Raw genomic sequence first — 15,907 nt, 5'->3', positions numbered from 1 at the left:
TCCGGCGACAGGCATCCCGGCTTTTTAAGCCGGGGTGTCCGCCACTCTTTCATCGGCATGAAACAAGCGAGGTCGGCCATGACACGTGGCAATCGCAGGCTGGACATCGTCCTGGCGCTCGGGGCTTTTGCCCTCATTCTTCTCCCCTGGTATCGCATCGAAGGCGGCTTTTTCAGCTTTCGCTGGCTGTCCGGATTTTTCTCTTCCGCCAGCAATGCGCCCGGTGTTCTGCAAATATTGTCCTATGGAAAACCATGGCTGGTCGACGTCGTTGTCTTCTTCCTTGCCGCATGCCTTGTCCGGCCCATCCGTGATCCGATGCGGCGCGGGCGGCTGCTCGCGATTATCGGAGCCGTCGGGCTCATTTTCCTCGCCTTGCAGGGGCTGGCCATCGGCTTTACCGGCTGGAGCTGGACGGTAAGCGAAAACCTCTTCGGCATGCTTGCCGATGGCCAACCCTCCATGGGTGCCGGTGCCGTCGTCATGTCGTTCGTCTTCGTGCTGCTTTTCGCCTTCGGGCTTGCCGAGCGCGGCGTCATGAAAGGCGACGCCTTCGTCGTCGGCGCCATTTCCGTTCTGGTTTTCCTCGTCACGGTTTTTGTCTTTTATCCGATCGGCAGCATGCTGGTCGCATCCGTTCAGGATTTCGATGGCTCCTTCAATGCCGATGGCTTCATCCGCAATATTCAGGATCCCGGCATCTGGAGCCTTGGCTGCGTCATCGGTGAAGAGCGCTGCGGTGTTGCGTGGCGTACGCTGTTCCTCGCCCTGATGACCGCATTCGGCTCGACCGTGCTCGGTCTCGGCTTTGCCCTGATTGCCACCCGCACGCGCTTTCCCTTCAAGAAGGGCCTGCGGCTTCTGACGGTTCTGCCGATCATCACACCGCCTTTCGTCATCGGCCTTGCCCTGACGCTGCTTTTCGGTCGCGCCGGTGTCGTCACCGAGTGGCTTTCCTATCTCTTCGGCATAGAACCGGGCCGCTGGCTTTATGGCATGACAGGCATCTGGATCGCGCAGGTCCTTTCCTTCACGCCCATCTCGTTTCTGGTGCTGATCGGCGTGGTTGAAGGCGTCAGCCCGTCGATGGAAGAAGCCTCGCAGACGCTGCGCGCCGACCGCTGGCGCACCTTCTGGCGAGTGTCGCTGCCGCTGATGAAGCCCGGTCTCGCCAATGCCTTCCTGATCGGCTTCATCGAGAGCATGGCGGATTTCGGCAATCCGCTGGTGCTTGGCGGCACGCATGGCGTGCTGTCGACGGAAATCTTCTTTGCCGTCGTCGGTTCGCAGAACGATCCGTCCCGCGCTGCGGTTCTGGCGATCATCCTGCTGTGCTTCACGCTTTCTGCCTTCCTTGCCCAGCGCTTCTGGCTGGCAGGCAAAAATTTCGCGACGGTGACGGGCAAGGGTGACAGCGGTGCGCATATCGCGCTTCCGCGCGGCCTGTCCATCGGCGTTCACGCCGTCGTGGTGCCGTGGATGGTTTTCACCATCGTTGTTTATGGCATGATCCTTGTGGGCGGTTTCGTGAAGACATGGGGTCTCGACAATTCCCTGACCCTAGACCACTACGTCCGCGCCTTTTCCATCAGCTTCTCCAATGGCTCCATTGCCTGGACGGGCGTTGCCTGGAACTCGTTCTGGACGACCATGAAGATCGCGCTGGTTTCCGCGCCGCTGACCGCTGCCGTCGGTCTTTTGACCGCCTATATCATCGTGCGGCAGAAATTTGCCGGGCGGAACCTGTTCGAATTCGCGCTGATGATGAGCTTTGCCATTCCCGGCACGGTCATCGGCGTCAGCTACATCATGGCCTTCAACCTGCCGCCGGTGGAAATGACCGGCTCGGCGCTGATCCTGATCGCCTGCTTCGTGTTCCGCAACATGCCGGTCGGCGTGCGCGGCGGCATCGCGGCGATGAGCCAGCTGGACAAGAGCCTCGACGAGGCCTCGCTGACGCTGCGAGCCAATAGTTTCCGGACCATCCGCAAGGTCATCCTGCCGCTCTTGAGGCCCGCGATCACGGCCGCGCTGGTCTATTCCTTCGTGCGCGCCATCACCTCCATCAGCGCCGTCATCTTCCTCGTCAGCGCCGAATACAACATGGCGACCTCCTATATCGTCGGCCTTGTCGAGAACGGTGAATATGGGGTGGCGATTGCTTATTCCTCCATGCTGATCGTGGTGATGATCACCGTCATCACAGGCTTCCAGCTCATTGTCGGCGAGCGTCGCCTGCGGCGCGAAAACCGCGTCGCCGGCCTGCCATCCGCTTCCTCCGTTCCTCTTGCCCAGGAGAAAACCGCATGATTTCCGTAAAGCCCGGCTCCGTCACCTTTCAGAATGTCCGCAAGACCTTCGGCGCCTTCACCGCCATTCCCGACCTGTCGCTCAGCATTGAGCCCGGCACGCTGGTAACCCTGCTTGGCCCCTCCGGCTGCGGCAAGACGACGACGCTGCGCATGCTGGCGGGTCTTGAACATCCGACCTCCGGCCGCATCCTCATCGGCGACAAGGATGTGACCATGCTGCCCGCCAATGAGCGCGATGTCTCGATGGTCTTCCAGTCCTATGCGCTTTTCCCGCATATGACGGCGCTCGACAATGTCGCCTATGGCCTGCAATCCTCCGGGCTGCGCAAGGCGGAGGCGCGGGAGAAAGCGGAAGAGGGCCTGAAGCTCGTCGGTCTTGCCGGCATGGGCCATCGCCTGCCTGCCGAACTTTCCGGCGGCCAGCAGCAGCGCGTCGCGGTCGCGCGCGCTCTGGTGCTCGAGCCCCAGGTGCTGCTGCTGGACGAGCCGCTTTCCAACCTAGATGCCCGCCTTCGCCGGCGGGTTCGCACCGAAATCCGCGAATTGCAGCAGCGACTGGGTTTCACCGCGGTTTACGTGACGCATGATCAGGATGAGGCGCTGGCCGTTTCCGACCGGATCATCGTGATGAAGGACGGCGAAATCGCCCAGTCGGGTGCGCCACGCGATCTCTACGAAGCGCCGGCCTCCGCCTTCATCGCGGATTTCATGGGCGAGGCGAATGTCGTCGGTTGCGAGGTCATTGGCGTTGAGGGCGCCGATGCGCTGATCCGCGTCGGCGGAATCGATCATCGGATCTCGGCCCGCAATGCCCGGCCAGGCCCAGCCAAGCTTGCGGTCCGCCCCGGCTCGATTTCCATTGGACAGCCGGGTGGGCAGGGGCTTGCCGGCCGGGTGCTGCACAGCGCCTATCTCGGCGGTCATGTCGAATATGAGGTGGAAACCGATATCGGTACGCTGTTCATTGTCGACCATGCCGTGGAGACCAGCCTGCCGGCGGCGAGCGATGTGACGCTGGGGTTCAAGAACCGGGGCATTGCCTTGATTCAGGCTTGAAGCGTCCGCCGATCCCGCATTCCTGTCGCGACAGAGGCAGATTTGTTCTGCCTCTGTCTGTCGGGAACGCCGGTTTCAAATGTCCTTTGCCAGACGAAGCGCATCGTAGATTGCCGCATGGGTATTACGTGCGGCGACCGCATCGCCGATCCGGAAGAGCCGGTAGGCGCCTTGCGGGTTGCGCTCGACCGCTTGGACGGCTCCCGCAAGCAGGGCGTCGTAGGAGATTTCCCCGAGGTTCTTCGAACCGGGCTTGAGTTCGAAATAAAGGTCATCCAGCGGGATCGTGCCGTGGTTGACGACGATCTGGTCGACGGTTCTCGATTTCGTCACGCCGCCATAATCGCTGCCGACATGGGCAATGAGTTGGTTGCCGTTTCTTTCCGCCGCTTCCAGCCGGTAGGTAACGGTGAAAGTCACATCGAGTTTTTGCAGCGAGCGCATATAGGGAACGAGGTTCATGGCCATGACTTCCGGGGCGAAGGCCCGGTCAGGCGTCATGATCTCCACTTTCGCCCCTGCTTTTGCGAGGAGTTCGGCCGCCTGCAAACCTGCATGATCGCCGGCATCGTCAAAAACCAGCACATTCGTTCCCGGCTTGACGTCTCCTGAAATGATATCCCATGCCGAGACGACGAGATCGTTGCCGCGGGAAAGCACATCGGTGTGCGGCAAGCCGCCGGTGGCGATGATGACCACGTCAGGGTTTTCCGAAAGAACCGTGTCCGCTTCGGCCCAGTTGTTGAAATGAAAGGTGACGCCCAGCCTTTCGCACTGGCTCATGCGCCAGTCGATGATGCTGATCATCTCACGGCGGCGCTCGCTTTGCGCCGTCAGTCGAATCTGGCCGCCGGGATTGTTGGCGGCCTCGAACACGACGACCTCATGGCCGCGTTCGGCACAGACACGCGCGGCCTCGAGCCCGGCCGGACCGGCGCCGACGATCACCACCTTCCGGCGTTCCGCCGCTTTGGGTATCTCGTGCGGCATGGTCTCCTCACGACCCGTTGCCGCATTGTGAATGCAGAAGGCGAGGCCGCCCTGATAGATGCGGTCGAGACAATAATTGGCGCCCACGCAGGGGCGAATATCGTCCTCGCGTTTTTCCATGATCTTGCGCACGATATGCGGATCGGTCATGTGGGCACGGGTCATGCCCACCATGTCCACCTTGCCGGCGGCGATGGCGTGGCGCGCGGTGGCGACATCGGGGATCTTGGCGGCGTGGAAGGTTGGGAAGCTGGTCGCGGCGCGGATTTCACCGGCGAAATCGAGATGCGGCGCGTTGGCCATGCCCTGAATGGGGATGACGTCGGTCAGGCCCGGGTCGGTATCGATATGGCCCCTGATGACATTGAGATAATCGATCAGGCCGCTATCCTTCAGGCGTCTGGCGATTTCGATGCCCTCTGCCTTGCCGGTGCCGCCCTCAAGACATTCGTCGGCGGTATAGCGGACACCGAGGATGAAATCGTCGCCCACGCGTTCGCGCATCGCCCTGAAGACATCGAGACAGAAGCGCATGCGGTTTTCGAGCGGACCGCCATAGGGGCCGTCCAGTTCGTTGGTCAGCGGCGAGACGAACTGGTCGATGAGATGGCCATAGGCTTCCAGCTCCACCCCGTCCATTCCACCCGCCTTCATGCGTTCGGCGGCGTCGGCGAAGTCCTTGATGATACGCTCGATATCCCAGTCCTCGATCTTCTTCGGAAAAGCCCGATGCGCCGCTTCGCGGTGATGGGATGGCGCAAGGATCGGCAGCCAGTCGCCCTTGTCCCAGCGGGTGCGACGGCCGAGATGCGTGAGCTGGATCATGATCGCCGCACCCTGTTCATGCACGGCGTCGGTCATTTCCCGGATCCATGGGACGATCTCATCCTTGTAGGCGAGCAGGTTGTTGAAGACGGGCGGGCTGTCCCTGGAGACAGCGGCGGAGCCGGCCGTCATTGTGAGCGCGACGCCACCCTTCGCCCGCTCCACCGTGTAGGCGCGGTAACGCCCTTTCGGCATGCCATCCTCGGGATAGGCGGGTTCGTGCGAGGTGACGATGATGCGGTTGCGCAGGGTGAGGTGTTTTAGCTGGTAGGGCTGAAGAAGGGGATCGCTCGACATAGCCTGCTCCAAAAGGGTTTCTGTCCCAAGGCTAAGCGGAAATGTACACTTGTGTCAATTTACAAAACACAATTGTCTTTCCTTTTGACATTGGTGTACATCCCGCTTGTCGCGAAGAGACCGATTTGCTACGAACGCGTCATGGAAGCGACATTGAACGACACCGGCTGGCGTGGATCGCAGGAGGGGTGGCTTGAGGCCGCCTATCAGGCTTTGCTGGAATCGGGCGTGGATTCCGTCAAAATCCTGCCATTGGCGAAGAAGCTCAATCTGTCACGCACAAGCTTCTACTGGTTTTTCAAGGACCGGGAGGAATTGCTGGCCGCGCTCGTCGCCCGCTGGCGGGAAAAAAACACGGGAAGCATCGTCCGGCAGTCGGAGGCCTATGCCGAGACGCTTGGCGAAGCCATGCTGAATGTTTTCGACTGCTGGCTGGATCCTACGCTTTTCGACAACAGATTTGAATTCGCCGTTCGAAGCTGGGCCCTTCAGTCCGATGAGATTCTTGCGGAGGTTCGCAAGGCCGACGAGATGAGAATGGCGGCGCTTGCACGCATGTTCGTGCGGTTCGGCCACAATGAAAACACGGCGGATGTGCGTGCCCGGACCACCTATCTGGTGCAGATCGGCTACATTTCCATGCAGTCTGAAGAAGACGTGGCGGTGCGGATGCAGAGGATTCCCGACTATATCGCCATTTATACCGGTGAGATGCCGCAGCAGCGCGAGCTTGACCGGTTTTATGCGAGACACGGCTACAGGCCTGGAACTGCACAATCGTGACATTTGCAGAGTGGGGTCAGCGTGAAAGCACACGCAATGACGTCGGATTATGTGCTGTAAGGTGGTAGAAGACGAATTGTCTGCCCGCCCTCCTGCAATGTAGCTGCAACATTTTTCGACCAGTGGTGGGGATGGCAAGAATCCATCTCTGGGGGAAGTCATTGCGAATCTTGCTTCTTGAGGATGAACCCGAAATGGCGCGCGCGCTTCTTGAAGCCCTGCGCCGGCGCGATGTGCTTGCCGATCATGTCAGCACCATCAGCGATGCTGACGCCCTTGCGCGGGACGGGTCTTACGATGTTCTGGTCCTCGATCGCCGTCTTCCTGATGGCGAGGGGCTGAACCTGGTGGCTTCGCTTCGCCGGAGCAGGCATTCCGTGCCGATCCTTGTTCTGACGGCGCTTGGAAGTGTCGATCACCGTGTCGACGGGCTCGATGCCGGAGCGGATGATTATCTTGCCAAGCCCTTTGCAATCGAGGAGCTGCTCGCCCGCCTCAGGGCTCTCCATAGACGCGGCCCTTCTCTTTCCGACAAATATGCGCATTTCGGAAATCTGAGCATCGATCCGCGCAGCAATGAAGTCAGCATTGCCGGCTCCATCATCGAGTTGCGGCGTCGGGAATATCTGGTGCTGGAGGCGCTGATGCGGCGTCCGAACCGCATCGTTACGCGGTCGAACCTGATCGAGGCGGTCTATACGCTCGATGACGAGATCGAGTCCAACGCTCTCGATGCGCATATTTCCCGTATCAGGAAGAAGCTGGCACAGGCTGAAGCCACGGTGGAAATAAGAGCCGTGCGCAATATCGGTTATCTCATCCGGTTGAAGACATGAGACAGGAGCGCAATCGATCCCTGCGATGGGGGCTGATGAAGCGCCTTTTCGCATTGCAGGCGTTCCTGCTCGTCCTTTTCGTCATCCTTCTCATCGGCTGGATATGGATCATCGATCCGCGGCTCGAAGGTGCGAATGAAGAGGCTGCCCGCATCGTCGCGGAGAGCGTGACGAAGGACGAACAGGGCAGGCCGCAACTCTCGGCGACGCCGGAGCTGGCGGAGCTGAAACGGCGCTATCCGAATCTCTGGTTTGTGGTGCGCGATGCCGATGCCCTCGTCTTTCAATATGGCGCGGTCCCGCCGCCCGCCCTGTCGGCGGTGTTTCCCCGGAGTTTTGACCGTGCGCGTCTGGAGGCGGCCGGAACGCTCCGCGCGACCGTTGAAAACCGTGATACAGCAGCCGGGCGGCTTCAGTTCATTGCCGGGACGGAGGAAGGAATTCCCAATGACGGGCTGAGCATCTGGATCAATGTTCAGCTGGATCTGGAAAAGGATGCCGAGGGCGCCATCCGCTGGCTGACCATGCTGCCGGCACTAGGCTTCATCATTCTCATCGCCGTCGTGCCCATGCTGATCCTGACGGGCATCGCGACATTGCTCGTGACCCCGCGGGCGGTCGGCCGCTCTTTGAGCGGGCTGATGGAAACCGTCAAACAGGCGCAGTCCATCGATTTCGAGAACCGGTCCGAGCGTATCGACCGTTCGAAAGTTCCCCTTGAAATCATCCCGCTGGTGGATGCCTTCAATGTCGCGCTGTCGAGGCTCGATGACGGGTATAATCGTCGCAACCGCTTTCTTGCCGATGCGGCGCATGAGCTGAGGACGCCGATTGCTATCGTACGCACCAGAGCCGACCTCTTGCCCGATGACGCGCTGAGCCGTCAGATCAGGGCCGATATCGACCGCTTGACGCGCGTTGCCCATCAGCTGCTGGAGATGCAGGCGGTGGGTGCGGTGAAACTGCCGGCGGAGCCGCGCGATCTCAACAAGCTTGTCGAGCGTATCGCGACCGACCTCGCCCCGATTGCGATGGATGCCGGTTACGAGTTCGATTTCGAGCCAGGCGAGGGCGATGTCGTCTTCACGGTGCAGACGTCGATTATCGAGATGGCGGTCGTCAATCTTGTGCGCAACGCGATAGACCATGCCGGCGGCAAGGGCGCAATTGCGATCCGGGTCGATCCGGCGGGGGCCATCGAGGTTTGCGATGAAGGGCCGGGCATAGCTGTCCCGGAGCGCGCGCAGGTATTCGAGCCGTTTCACCGCATCAACACGAACTCGCCCGGAGCAGGCCTTGGGTTAAATCTGGTCCAGAAGGCGGCGGAGCTTCATTGCGGCCGTGTTTTGTTCGTCGATCTCAATCCCGGCTTTTGTGTCCGGCTCGAAATTCGATCGATAGGTTCGAAAGGCACTACGACCGCGTTTTGATAATGAAATTTCTTACGATTTGGTTAAGGAAATTTACCTAACTTATTTATTTAAATAAATAATTTCGAATAAAATTCGTTCCATGCAATGCAGGCGTAATTCTCGCGGGGAAAATCCCCTTATCTGCTGAACGCATCCGCACGTCATGTCGGTCGGCGCAGCAGACAAACGGGAGCCGGTTTCCGGTTCTTCAACGCGAACTGAAACTTGGCTGCGCCGGAAGATGGCGCATCGGTTTCGTCTGGAGTCATTCATGTCGATCGTCAAGAAATCGCTTGTCGCCGTGACCATCGCCGTCGCGGTTGCAGGCAATGCCCATTCCGCCGATCTCACCAACTACAATACGCAGCAATCCTTCGATTACGGCAGTCCGCCGGCCTTCTCCTGGGGCGGGGCCTATGTGGGTGTGCATGGTGGCGTCGCTTCCCCGAAATTCAACCCGTTGGCCAGCGGCCGCGGCCTGACGGGCGGTGTTCAGGCCGGTTATAACTTCCAGTTCGGTTCCGGCGTGGTCGGTGCGGAACTCGAAGGTTCCTATCTCGGGAATGAGGCGCGTGTGCCGAACGGTCGTTTGCGGGAGCGTTTCCGGGGCGCGGCCAAGATGAAGGCCGGCGTGGCGCTCGACCAGACGCTGGTTTACGGCACCGCCGGCCTGACCACGACAAAGTTCAAGGACGGAAACGGCGTGACAGGTCCCGATGGCTGGAAACAGGGCTATCTGGTCGGGGCAGGCGTCGAACAGAGTTTCGGCGGCGGCCTGTCGGCGAAGTTCGAATATAATTATGTGAGCACCGGAAATGTGGCCACGACGACCGCCAGCGGCAAATCGAAAACCGATGTCAGCGATCATGTCATCAAGGCCGGCCTGAACTATCGCTTCTGATCGGCCCTTCCCATGACAGATTCCAGGGAGAATTCTCAAAAGAACGCCGCCGCTTTCGGCCTGGAAGCGGCGGTGAAAAGGGCGGGGCGCAAAACATGCGGAACCGGCCGAAATTTGAAACCCGCAACGGTCATTCGCATTCGAGCGAAGGTTGCCGGAAGCTCGTAACATACCATTCGGCCCCGGAATTGCGAGTGTAGAAGGTATAGAAGCAATCGATGCGCTCGATATAGGCCGGCGTTTCGGACACTTCGTAACGTTCGCCACGCCGTGTTGTCCGCACTTCGCCACTCGACGATCCGGCGACAGCCTGCGTCTTGTTTTTCCGCCATTGATAGGCCTGCTGGCCGGGACCCAGACTGTAGATATTGTCCGGCGGCCCATAGTCCAGCATCACGCTGGTGATGGGTGCGCCGATATAGCTTTTCATGACAGTCGAGGCGCAGGCCGTGAGCAGTATCGATGCGCCGGCGATAAGGAAGATTGCTGCCGGGACTGCAAGGGACGATCTGTTGGACATGGAAATTCCTTTCTGCGGTGACGTTCGCAGGGATAGGAACCGGTTATTGCAAGTACATTGCACGGGAAGATTGTCGGGTGGGCGGTGATTCCGGTCGGTTACAGCTCGAGAGCTAGTTTGCCGGCTATCGGCGTCAGAGGCCGGCAATGTTGCGGCCGATGTGGCGCAGGATGCTTTTGAAGAGCTTCACTTCAGCCGGATCGAGGCCTTCGATCGCGGTTTTTTCGAACATGGCGGCGATGGGCATGAGTTCATCGGCCAGTTCCTCGCCCTTCGGAGTGAGGGTGATGCGCACGATGCGCGCATTGTCGAGCGGCCGTTCGCGGCTGACGAGGTTACGCCGGACCATCAGCCCCACGAGCCGGGACAGCGTGGAAATCTCCACCGACACCATGTCCGAAAGCTCGGTCAGCGTCTTGCTCTCCTGCTGCCGCAGCGTCGCCAGCACGCGATACATCGGCAGGGTGATGTCATAGGAGGCCAGTCTTACGGAAAAGCGCTCGCCAAGCCGAACGCCCACCCAGTTGAGCAGGTAGGGTACCGAATCGGTGAATTGATAGGACACGAGCAAATCCCCGTTTGAGAACCATCTGCGCAGATGCTGATGTGCGCCTATCGGCTGTACCGGCACAATCCATCCGTTTCAATAGCTTCGCCCCATAAGACAGGGGAATGCGGCGTTCTCCCCTTCACAAAAAATGACGAAAAACATTTGCATTGACAAACATTGTAAATGCAAATAAATAAGAATGCAGGATTTGGGAGGATCTCATGACATCAGCATTGTTTGGCCTGAGCAGCCTTGCGCCTGAAGGCGTCGGTCAGAATTTCCGTTCGACGATGCGCCGTTTCCCGGCGACTGTGACGGTTATCACGGCCCGTGCTTCCGGTGATCAGCGCGATCACGGCATGACGGTAACGGCCGTCACTTCGGTCTCGATGGAGCCGCCGTCCCTGCTGGTTTGCCTGAACAATCGCACCCTGCTGCATGAACTGCTGCTGTGCCGGCCCGATTTCATCGTCAATGTGCTGACGCAGGATCAGATTGCCCTGTCGGATGCCTTCAGCGGCAAGGTGTCGCCGGAAGAGCGTTTCCGCGACGGTCAATGGCAGCGCCACGACAATGGCGTTCTCTATCTGCCCACGGCCCATGCCGCCATCGCCTGCCGCCGGGTCGCGGCCATGCCCTACGGAACCCATACCGTCTTCATCGGGCAGGTTGTTTCGGCCGATGTCAGCGAGACGACACGGCCGCTGCTTTACGAAAACGCCCAATATTGCGCCGCAAGCCCCGCGAGCCTGCCCGCCTGATCATTGCCGCCCAGATAATCCCGGCGGGATAACCTCCGGCAAGCAACATCCGGCCAGTAAAGTCCGGAAGGAGACAATCATGAACGATATGAGCCATGCGCCGCTGCCGGCGCAAACGAACCCGCGTGCCCGCCTCGCAAGCCGCGTTACCGGCATAGCCGATCTTTTCCGGGCGAGCGCCCGGCAGACGGAGGAGGCCCGGCGCATTCCGGCCAGCCACATCAAGGCGCTTCGCGGCATCGGTTATTTCGATATCGTCAAACCTCGCGCCTTCGGCGGCAAGGGCGGTGACTTCGCCGAGCTGGTCGAGGCCAATATCGAGCTTTCGGCCGCCTGTGCGTCGACCGGCTGGGTCGCCGGCCTGCTGTCGGCCCATCAATGGCTGCTGGCGATGTTTCCGGAAGAGGCGCAGGCCGATGTCTGGGGTGAAAACCCCGATGCACTGCTGTGCGGTTCCTATGCGCCGGTGAAGATGGCGGAGCTCGCCGATGGCGGTTATCGCCTGAGCGGCAAATGGGCTTTCGCCTCTGGCTGCGAAAACGCGCAATGGTCCCTTTGCGCCGCCATCCTGCCGCCGCAGGGTGAGGGCAAGCCGGTTCCGGCCTTCCTGCTGGTTCCCGCCGGGCAATATGTGATTGAAGACACCTGGCACGTGGTGGGCCTCGCCGGCACGGGTTCCAAGACGCTCGTTCTCGACGATGTCGTCGTTCCCAAACACCGGGTTCTGACCTTTCCGGACGCGACCAGCGGAAAGACGCCCGGCGGGCATTATTATGCGGAGGAAGGCCTGTTCAACATGCCGCTTCTGACCGGCATTCCCTCCTGTCTCGCGGCGGCAGGCGTCGGTGCGGCCAGAGGCGCGCTTGCCGCTTATGTCGATCATGTCGGCGGCCGGGTGACGCGCGGTGCGGTGGCGGGCGGCAATAATCGCATGGCCGAATTTCCAACCATCCAGCTGCGTGTCGCGGAAGCAGCGGCGAGCGTCGATGCGGCTTGCGAAATATTGCTGCGCGATGTTGCCCGCGCGCAGGCGCTCTCGCGGGCAAGGATCGAAGGCCGGGCGGAGTTTACGGTGGATGACCGCCTTCTCAGCCGTCGCGGCCAGTCCTTTGCGGTGTCTCTCGCCCTGCGCGCCGTGCAGGCGCTCAACGATTCCACCGGCGGCGTCGGGCTCGACCTTTCCAACCCGGTGCAGCGGGCGTGGCGGGATGCGAATGCAGTCGGCCGCCATATCAGCATGAACTGGGACGCCGTGGGCACCATGATCGGCCAGAGCATGCTCGGGCTGGAACCCAAGGGCCAATATTGATCGCCTCTCAGGCGGCAAATCAAAGAGTGAATTCGGAGGAAATAACATGCAAGGCAAGGTCGCTCTCGAGGAGCATTTCGCAATCCCTGAAACGCTTCAGGATTCGGCCGGGTTCGTGCCAGGCGATTACTGGAAGGAACTGCAGCACCGCCTGCTCGACATTCAGGATACGCGCCTGAAGCTGATGGATGCGCATGGCATCGAAACCATGATCCTGTCGCTGAATGCGCCGGCGGTGCAGGCCATTCCCGACAGGAAGAAGGCGATCGAGATCGCGCGCCGCGCCAATGACGTTCTCGCCGAAGAATGCGCCCGGCGGCCGGATCGTTTCCTCGCCTTCGCAGCCCTGCCATTGCAGGACCCTGACGCGGCGACTGAGGAGCTTCAGCGCTGCGTCAACGATCTCGGTTTCGTCGGCGCGCTCGTCAACGGCTTCAGCCAGGAGGGCGACGGCCAGACGCCGCTTTATTACGACCTGCCGCAATATCGCCCATTCTGGGGCGAGGTGGAAAAGCTCGACGTGCCCTTCTACCTGCATCCGCGCAACCCGCTGCCGCAGGATTCGCGCATCTATGACGGCCATCCCTGGCTGCTCGGCCCCACATGGGCTTTTGCGCAGGAAACGGCCGTGCACGCATTGCGTCTGATGGCGTCCGGCCTGTTCGATGAGCATCCGCGTCTCAACATCATTCTCGGCCATATGGGCGAGGGCCTGCCTTACATGATGTGGCGCATCGACCACCGTAATGCCTGGGTGAAGCTGCCGCCGCGTTATCCGGCCAAGCGCCGTTTCGTGGATTATTTCAACGAGAATTTCCACATCACCACCTCGGGCAATTTCCGCACCCAGACGCTGATCGACGCCATTCTGGAAATCGGTGCGGACCGCATCCTGTTTTCCACGGACTGGCCCTTCGAGAATATCGACCACGCCTCTGACTGGTTCAACGCGACGACGATCGCCGAGGCGGACCGGGTGAAGATTGGCCGCACCAATGCGCGCCGCCTGTTCAAGCTCGACGGGCGCTGAACCATGCAGCCCTTCGTTTACATGGCCGCTCCCGCCCGCATCGTTTTCGGCGCGGGCAGCTCGGCGGGCGTGGCGGAGGAAATCCGCCGCCTCGGCCTGTCGCGGGCGCTGGTGCTTTCCACGCCGCAGCAGAAGGGCGACGCGGAGGCGCTTGCCGGCCGGCTCGGCCGGCTTGCCGTGGGTGTCTTCTGCGATGCGGCCATGCATACGCCGGTCGAGGTGACGAAAAGCGCGGTCGAAGCCTATCGCGCCGCCAGTGCGGATTGCGTTGTGGCGCTCGGCGGCGGTTCCACCACCGGTCTCGGCAAGGCCATTGCGCTGCGTACCGATGCGGCGCAGATCGTCATTCCGACCACCTATGCCGGCTCCGAGGTGACGTCCATTCTCGGCCAGACGGAAAACGGGGTGAAGACCACCATGCGCGGGCCGGAAATCCTGCCGGAAGTGGTGATTTACGATGCGGAACTGACGCTTGGGTTGCCTGTCGCCATCAGTATGACGAGCGGGCTGAACGCCATGGCGCATGCGGCGGAGGCGCTTTACGCGCAGGACCGTAATCCCATCGCCAGCCTGATGGCGGTTGAGGGGCTGCGGGCGATGATCGAGGCGCTTCCCGGCGTGAAGGCTGGACCGCAGGATGTAAAGGCACGCGAGACCGCGCTTTACGGTGCGTGGTTGTGCGGCACGGTGCTTGGCGCCGTCGGCATGTCGCTGCATCACAAGCTTTGCCACACGCTGGGCGGCAGTCTCGATTTGCCGCATGCCGAAACCCATGCGGTGCTTCTGCCGCACACCATTGCCTATGTGGAACAGGCGGTGCCGGATCTGCTTGCGCCGCTTGCCGCTCTTGTCGGCGGCGGGGCCGGGGCAGGGCTCTACGATTTTGCCGCCCGGCTTGGCGCGCCGTCGAGCCTTTCGGCTCTCGGGGTCCGGGCGGACGATCTCGACCGCATGGCGGAGCTTGCAACGGCCAATCCTTACTGGTGCCCGCGGCCAATCGAAAAAACTGCGATCCGCGACCTTTTGCAACGCGCCTTCGAGGGCGCGCGGCCGGAGTGATGGGAGGAGGAGACGATGGATATGAAGATGAGCAATGATGACGGCTACTTCGTCGAGGAACGTTCGGCCGAAACCGTGATCGCGCGGATGCGCGACTGTGACGATCCGCGTCTGAAGGAAATCATGGCGGTGGTGACGCGCAAGCTGCACGAGGCGGTGAAGGAAATCGAACCGACCGAGGAGGAGTGGATGAAGGCCATTCATTTTCTCACCGAGGTTGGCCAGATCTGCAATGAATGGCGGCAGGAATGGATCCTGTTCTCCGATATTCTCGGCGTCTCCATGCTGGTCGACGCCATCAACCATCGCAAGCCGAGCGGCGCGTCGGAATCGACCGTTCTCGGCCCCTTCCATGTGGCGGATGCACCGGAAATGCCGATGGGTGCGAATATCTGCCTCGATGGCAAGGGCGAGGATATGGTGGTCACCGGCCGCATCCTCGATACAGACGGTGCGCCGGTCGCCGGCGCGCGCATCGATGTCTGGCAGGCCAATGACGAAGGTTTTTATGACGTGCAGCAGAAGGGCATCCAGCCCGATTTCAACCTGCGCGGCGTCTTCATCACCGGCGAGGACGGGCGCTACTGGTTCCGGGCCGCCAAGCCGAAATATTATCCGATCCCGGATGACGGTCCGGTCGGGCAGCTGCTGCGCGCCATGGGGCGTCATCCCTACCGGCCGGCGCATCTGCACTATATCGTTTCGGCCGAAGGCTTCACTACGCTCGTTACTCATATCTTCGATCCCGACGATCCCTATATCCGTTCGGATGCGGTCTTCGGGGTAAAAGAAAGTCTGCTCGCCGATTTCCAGCGGGTGGATGATGCGCAGAAGGCGCGGGACCTGGGTTTCATCGGCGACTGGTTCTGGTCGGTGAACCACGATTTCGTGCTCGCCCGATGAGCGGCGGGAGCGACCGAACCCGGCTTTACGTGCGTTTCGCCGAAAGCGATCCCGCTGCGGCCGCGCAACGGGCAGCGCAGATAGAGGCTCACAAGGCCCATCTGCGCAATGGCGAGGCGATGGCCGAAGGGTTCAGGATTCTTGTCTCCGGCCCGATGAGCGCGGTTGCCGACGGCCCATCCGCCGCCCTCATTATTGCGCAGGCGCGCTCCATCGAAGACGTCATCGCCTTCAGCGATGCCGATCCATTCGTCATTCACGGTGTCTATAACCGCATTCATATTTTGAGCTGGACGCCGACGCTGTCGACGATTTCCGGGCTGGGGCCCGGCTGAATTTCGTCGGCGCGACGCGCCTGGCATT

At 60.9% G+C, this 15,907-nt stretch carries 15 protein-coding genes; 12 read left to right on the top strand and 3 right to left on the bottom strand.

Annotated elements, in window-relative coordinates; all coding sequences use genetic code 11:
- Positions 1–78 precede the first annotated feature (78 nt).
- Entirely contained in the window at positions 79–2,310 is a 2,232-nt protein-coding gene (locus ACIK7D_RS11880; RefSeq protein ID WP_400156370.1) for an ABC transporter permease, read from the top strand.
- On the top strand, positions 2,307–3,368 hold the full coding sequence (locus tag ACIK7D_RS11875) for an ABC transporter ATP-binding protein (protein WP_400156369.1): 1,062 nt from the start codon (positions 2,307–2,309) through the stop codon (positions 3,366–3,368). The genes ACIK7D_RS11880 and ACIK7D_RS11875 overlap by 4 nt, the downstream gene beginning before the upstream one ends.
- A gap of 75 nt (positions 3,369–3,443) precedes the next feature.
- Here ACIK7D_RS11875 and ACIK7D_RS11870 read toward each other — a convergent pair whose 3' ends face one another.
- Positions 3,444–5,480: an FAD-dependent oxidoreductase gene (locus tag ACIK7D_RS11870; protein ID WP_400156368.1), complete on the bottom strand. Its 2,037-nt coding sequence runs from the start codon at positions 5,478–5,480 to the stop codon at positions 3,444–3,446.
- Between the two features lie 141 nt (positions 5,481–5,621).
- Here ACIK7D_RS11870 and ACIK7D_RS11865 point away from each other — a divergent pair, with 141 nt between their 5' ends.
- The 4 genes from ACIK7D_RS11865 to ACIK7D_RS11850 all read left to right on the top strand — a co-directional run bounded on the left by ACIK7D_RS11865 (position 5,622) and on the right by ACIK7D_RS11850 (position 9,412).
- Entirely contained in the window at positions 5,622–6,263 is a 642-nt protein-coding gene (locus tag ACIK7D_RS11865) for a TetR/AcrR family transcriptional regulator (RefSeq protein WP_175422033.1), read from the top strand.
- 161 nt (positions 6,264–6,424) lie between these two features.
- Positions 6,425–7,099: a response regulator transcription factor gene (locus ACIK7D_RS11860; RefSeq protein ID WP_080815821.1), complete on the top strand. Its 675-nt coding sequence runs from the start codon at positions 6,425–6,427 to the stop codon at positions 7,097–7,099.
- 35 nt (positions 7,100–7,134) lie between these two features.
- A complete protein-coding gene (locus tag ACIK7D_RS11855; protein ID WP_400156367.1) occupies positions 7,135–8,529 on the top strand; it encodes a sensor histidine kinase in 1,395 nt (464 codons plus the stop codon).
- A 253-nt stretch (positions 8,530–8,782) separates the two neighbouring features.
- Entirely contained in the window at positions 8,783–9,412 is a 630-nt protein-coding gene (locus ACIK7D_RS11850) for an outer membrane protein (protein ID WP_127757697.1), read from the top strand.
- 130 nt (positions 9,413–9,542) lie between these two features.
- On the opposite strand, the gene ACIK7D_RS11845 is transcribed toward ACIK7D_RS11850, so the two are convergent.
- Together ACIK7D_RS11845 and ACIK7D_RS11840 are read right to left on the bottom strand one after the other, a co-directional pair.
- Positions 9,543–9,932, bottom strand: a complete 390-nt coding sequence (locus ACIK7D_RS11845) for a hypothetical protein (protein ID WP_020810134.1) — start codon at positions 9,930–9,932, stop codon at positions 9,543–9,545.
- A gap of 133 nt (positions 9,933–10,065) precedes the next feature.
- Entirely contained in the window at positions 10,066–10,497 is a 432-nt protein-coding gene (locus ACIK7D_RS11840; RefSeq protein WP_004433168.1) for a MarR family winged helix-turn-helix transcriptional regulator, read from the bottom strand.
- 206 nt (positions 10,498–10,703) lie between these two features.
- On the opposite strand from ACIK7D_RS11840, the gene graD reads away from it, so the two are divergent.
- The 6 genes from graD (at position 10,704) to ACIK7D_RS11810 (ending at position 15,879) form a co-directional block, all read left to right on the top strand.
- Positions 10,704–11,243: an FADH(2)-dependent resorcinol hydroxylase reductase component gene (gene graD / locus ACIK7D_RS11835; protein ID WP_127757696.1), complete on the top strand. Its 540-nt coding sequence runs from the start codon at positions 10,704–10,706 to the stop codon at positions 11,241–11,243.
- Between the two features lie 79 nt (positions 11,244–11,322).
- Complete coding sequence (graA, locus tag ACIK7D_RS11830; protein WP_400156366.1) at positions 11,323–12,552, top strand: FADH(2)-dependent resorcinol hydroxylase oxygenase component; 1,230 nt, start codon at positions 11,323–11,325, stop codon at positions 12,550–12,552.
- Positions 12,553–12,598: 46 nt separating this feature from the next.
- The gene (tsdA, locus tag ACIK7D_RS11825) at positions 12,599–13,582 is read left to right on the top strand and encodes a gamma-resorcylate decarboxylase (RefSeq protein WP_080815830.1); all 984 of its coding nucleotides are present in this window, start codon (positions 12,599–12,601) and stop codon (positions 13,580–13,582) included.
- A gap of 3 nt (positions 13,583–13,585) precedes the next feature.
- Positions 13,586–14,641 carry a maleylacetate reductase gene (gene graC / locus ACIK7D_RS11820; protein WP_400156365.1) on the top strand — a complete coding sequence of 352 codons (1,056 nt, stop codon included), beginning with the start codon at positions 13,586–13,588 and terminating at the stop codon, positions 14,639–14,641.
- Between the two features lie 15 nt (positions 14,642–14,656).
- Positions 14,657–15,544: a hydroxyquinol 1,2-dioxygenase gene (gene graB / locus ACIK7D_RS11815; protein ID WP_400156364.1), complete on the top strand. Its 888-nt coding sequence runs from the start codon at positions 14,657–14,659 to the stop codon at positions 15,542–15,544.
- Entirely contained in the window at positions 15,541–15,879 is a 339-nt protein-coding gene (locus tag ACIK7D_RS11810) for a YciI family protein (RefSeq protein WP_400156363.1), read from the top strand. Before graB ends, ACIK7D_RS11810 begins: the two co-directional genes overlap by 4 nt.
- Positions 15,880–15,907: the final 28 nt, after the last annotated feature.

It is taken from the genome of Agrobacterium sp. P15N1-A (assembly GCF_044626815.1).
GTDB lineage: Bacteria > Pseudomonadota > Alphaproteobacteria > Rhizobiales > Rhizobiaceae > Agrobacterium > Agrobacterium leguminum.
Note: the sequence above shows the minus strand (reverse complement) of the source record. Positions and strands in the feature narration are given on the sequence as shown.

Coding starts and splice junctions, on each gene's coding strand:
- ACIK7D_RS11880 (WP_400156370.1), top strand. CDS start 79: ATGACACGTGGCAATCGCAGGCTGGACATCGTCCTGGCGCTCGGGGCT.
- ACIK7D_RS11875 (WP_400156369.1), top strand. CDS start 2,307: ATGATTTCCGTAAAGCCCGGCTCCGTCACCTTTCAGAATGTCCGCAAG.
- ACIK7D_RS11870 (WP_400156368.1), bottom strand. CDS start 5,480: ATGTCGAGCGATCCCCTTCTTCAGCCCTACCAGCTAAAACACCTCACC.
- ACIK7D_RS11865 (WP_175422033.1), top strand. CDS start 5,622: ATGGAAGCGACATTGAACGACACCGGCTGGCGTGGATCGCAGGAGGGG.
- ACIK7D_RS11855 (WP_400156367.1), top strand. CDS start 7,135: ATGAAGCGCCTTTTCGCATTGCAGGCGTTCCTGCTCGTCCTTTTCGTC.
- ACIK7D_RS11850 (WP_127757697.1), top strand. CDS start 8,783: ATGTCGATCGTCAAGAAATCGCTTGTCGCCGTGACCATCGCCGTCGCG.
- ACIK7D_RS11845 (WP_020810134.1), bottom strand. CDS start 9,932: ATGTCCAACAGATCGTCCCTTGCAGTCCCGGCAGCAATCTTCCTTATC.
- graD (WP_127757696.1), top strand. CDS start 10,704: ATGACATCAGCATTGTTTGGCCTGAGCAGCCTTGCGCCTGAAGGCGTC.
- graA (WP_400156366.1), top strand. CDS start 11,323: ATGAACGATATGAGCCATGCGCCGCTGCCGGCGCAAACGAACCCGCGT.
- tsdA (WP_080815830.1), top strand. CDS start 12,599: ATGCAAGGCAAGGTCGCTCTCGAGGAGCATTTCGCAATCCCTGAAACG.
- graC (WP_400156365.1), top strand. CDS start 13,586: ATGCAGCCCTTCGTTTACATGGCCGCTCCCGCCCGCATCGTTTTCGGC.
- graB (WP_400156364.1), top strand. CDS start 14,657: ATGGATATGAAGATGAGCAATGATGACGGCTACTTCGTCGAGGAACGT.
- ACIK7D_RS11810 (WP_400156363.1), top strand. CDS start 15,541: ATGAGCGGCGGGAGCGACCGAACCCGGCTTTACGTGCGTTTCGCCGAA.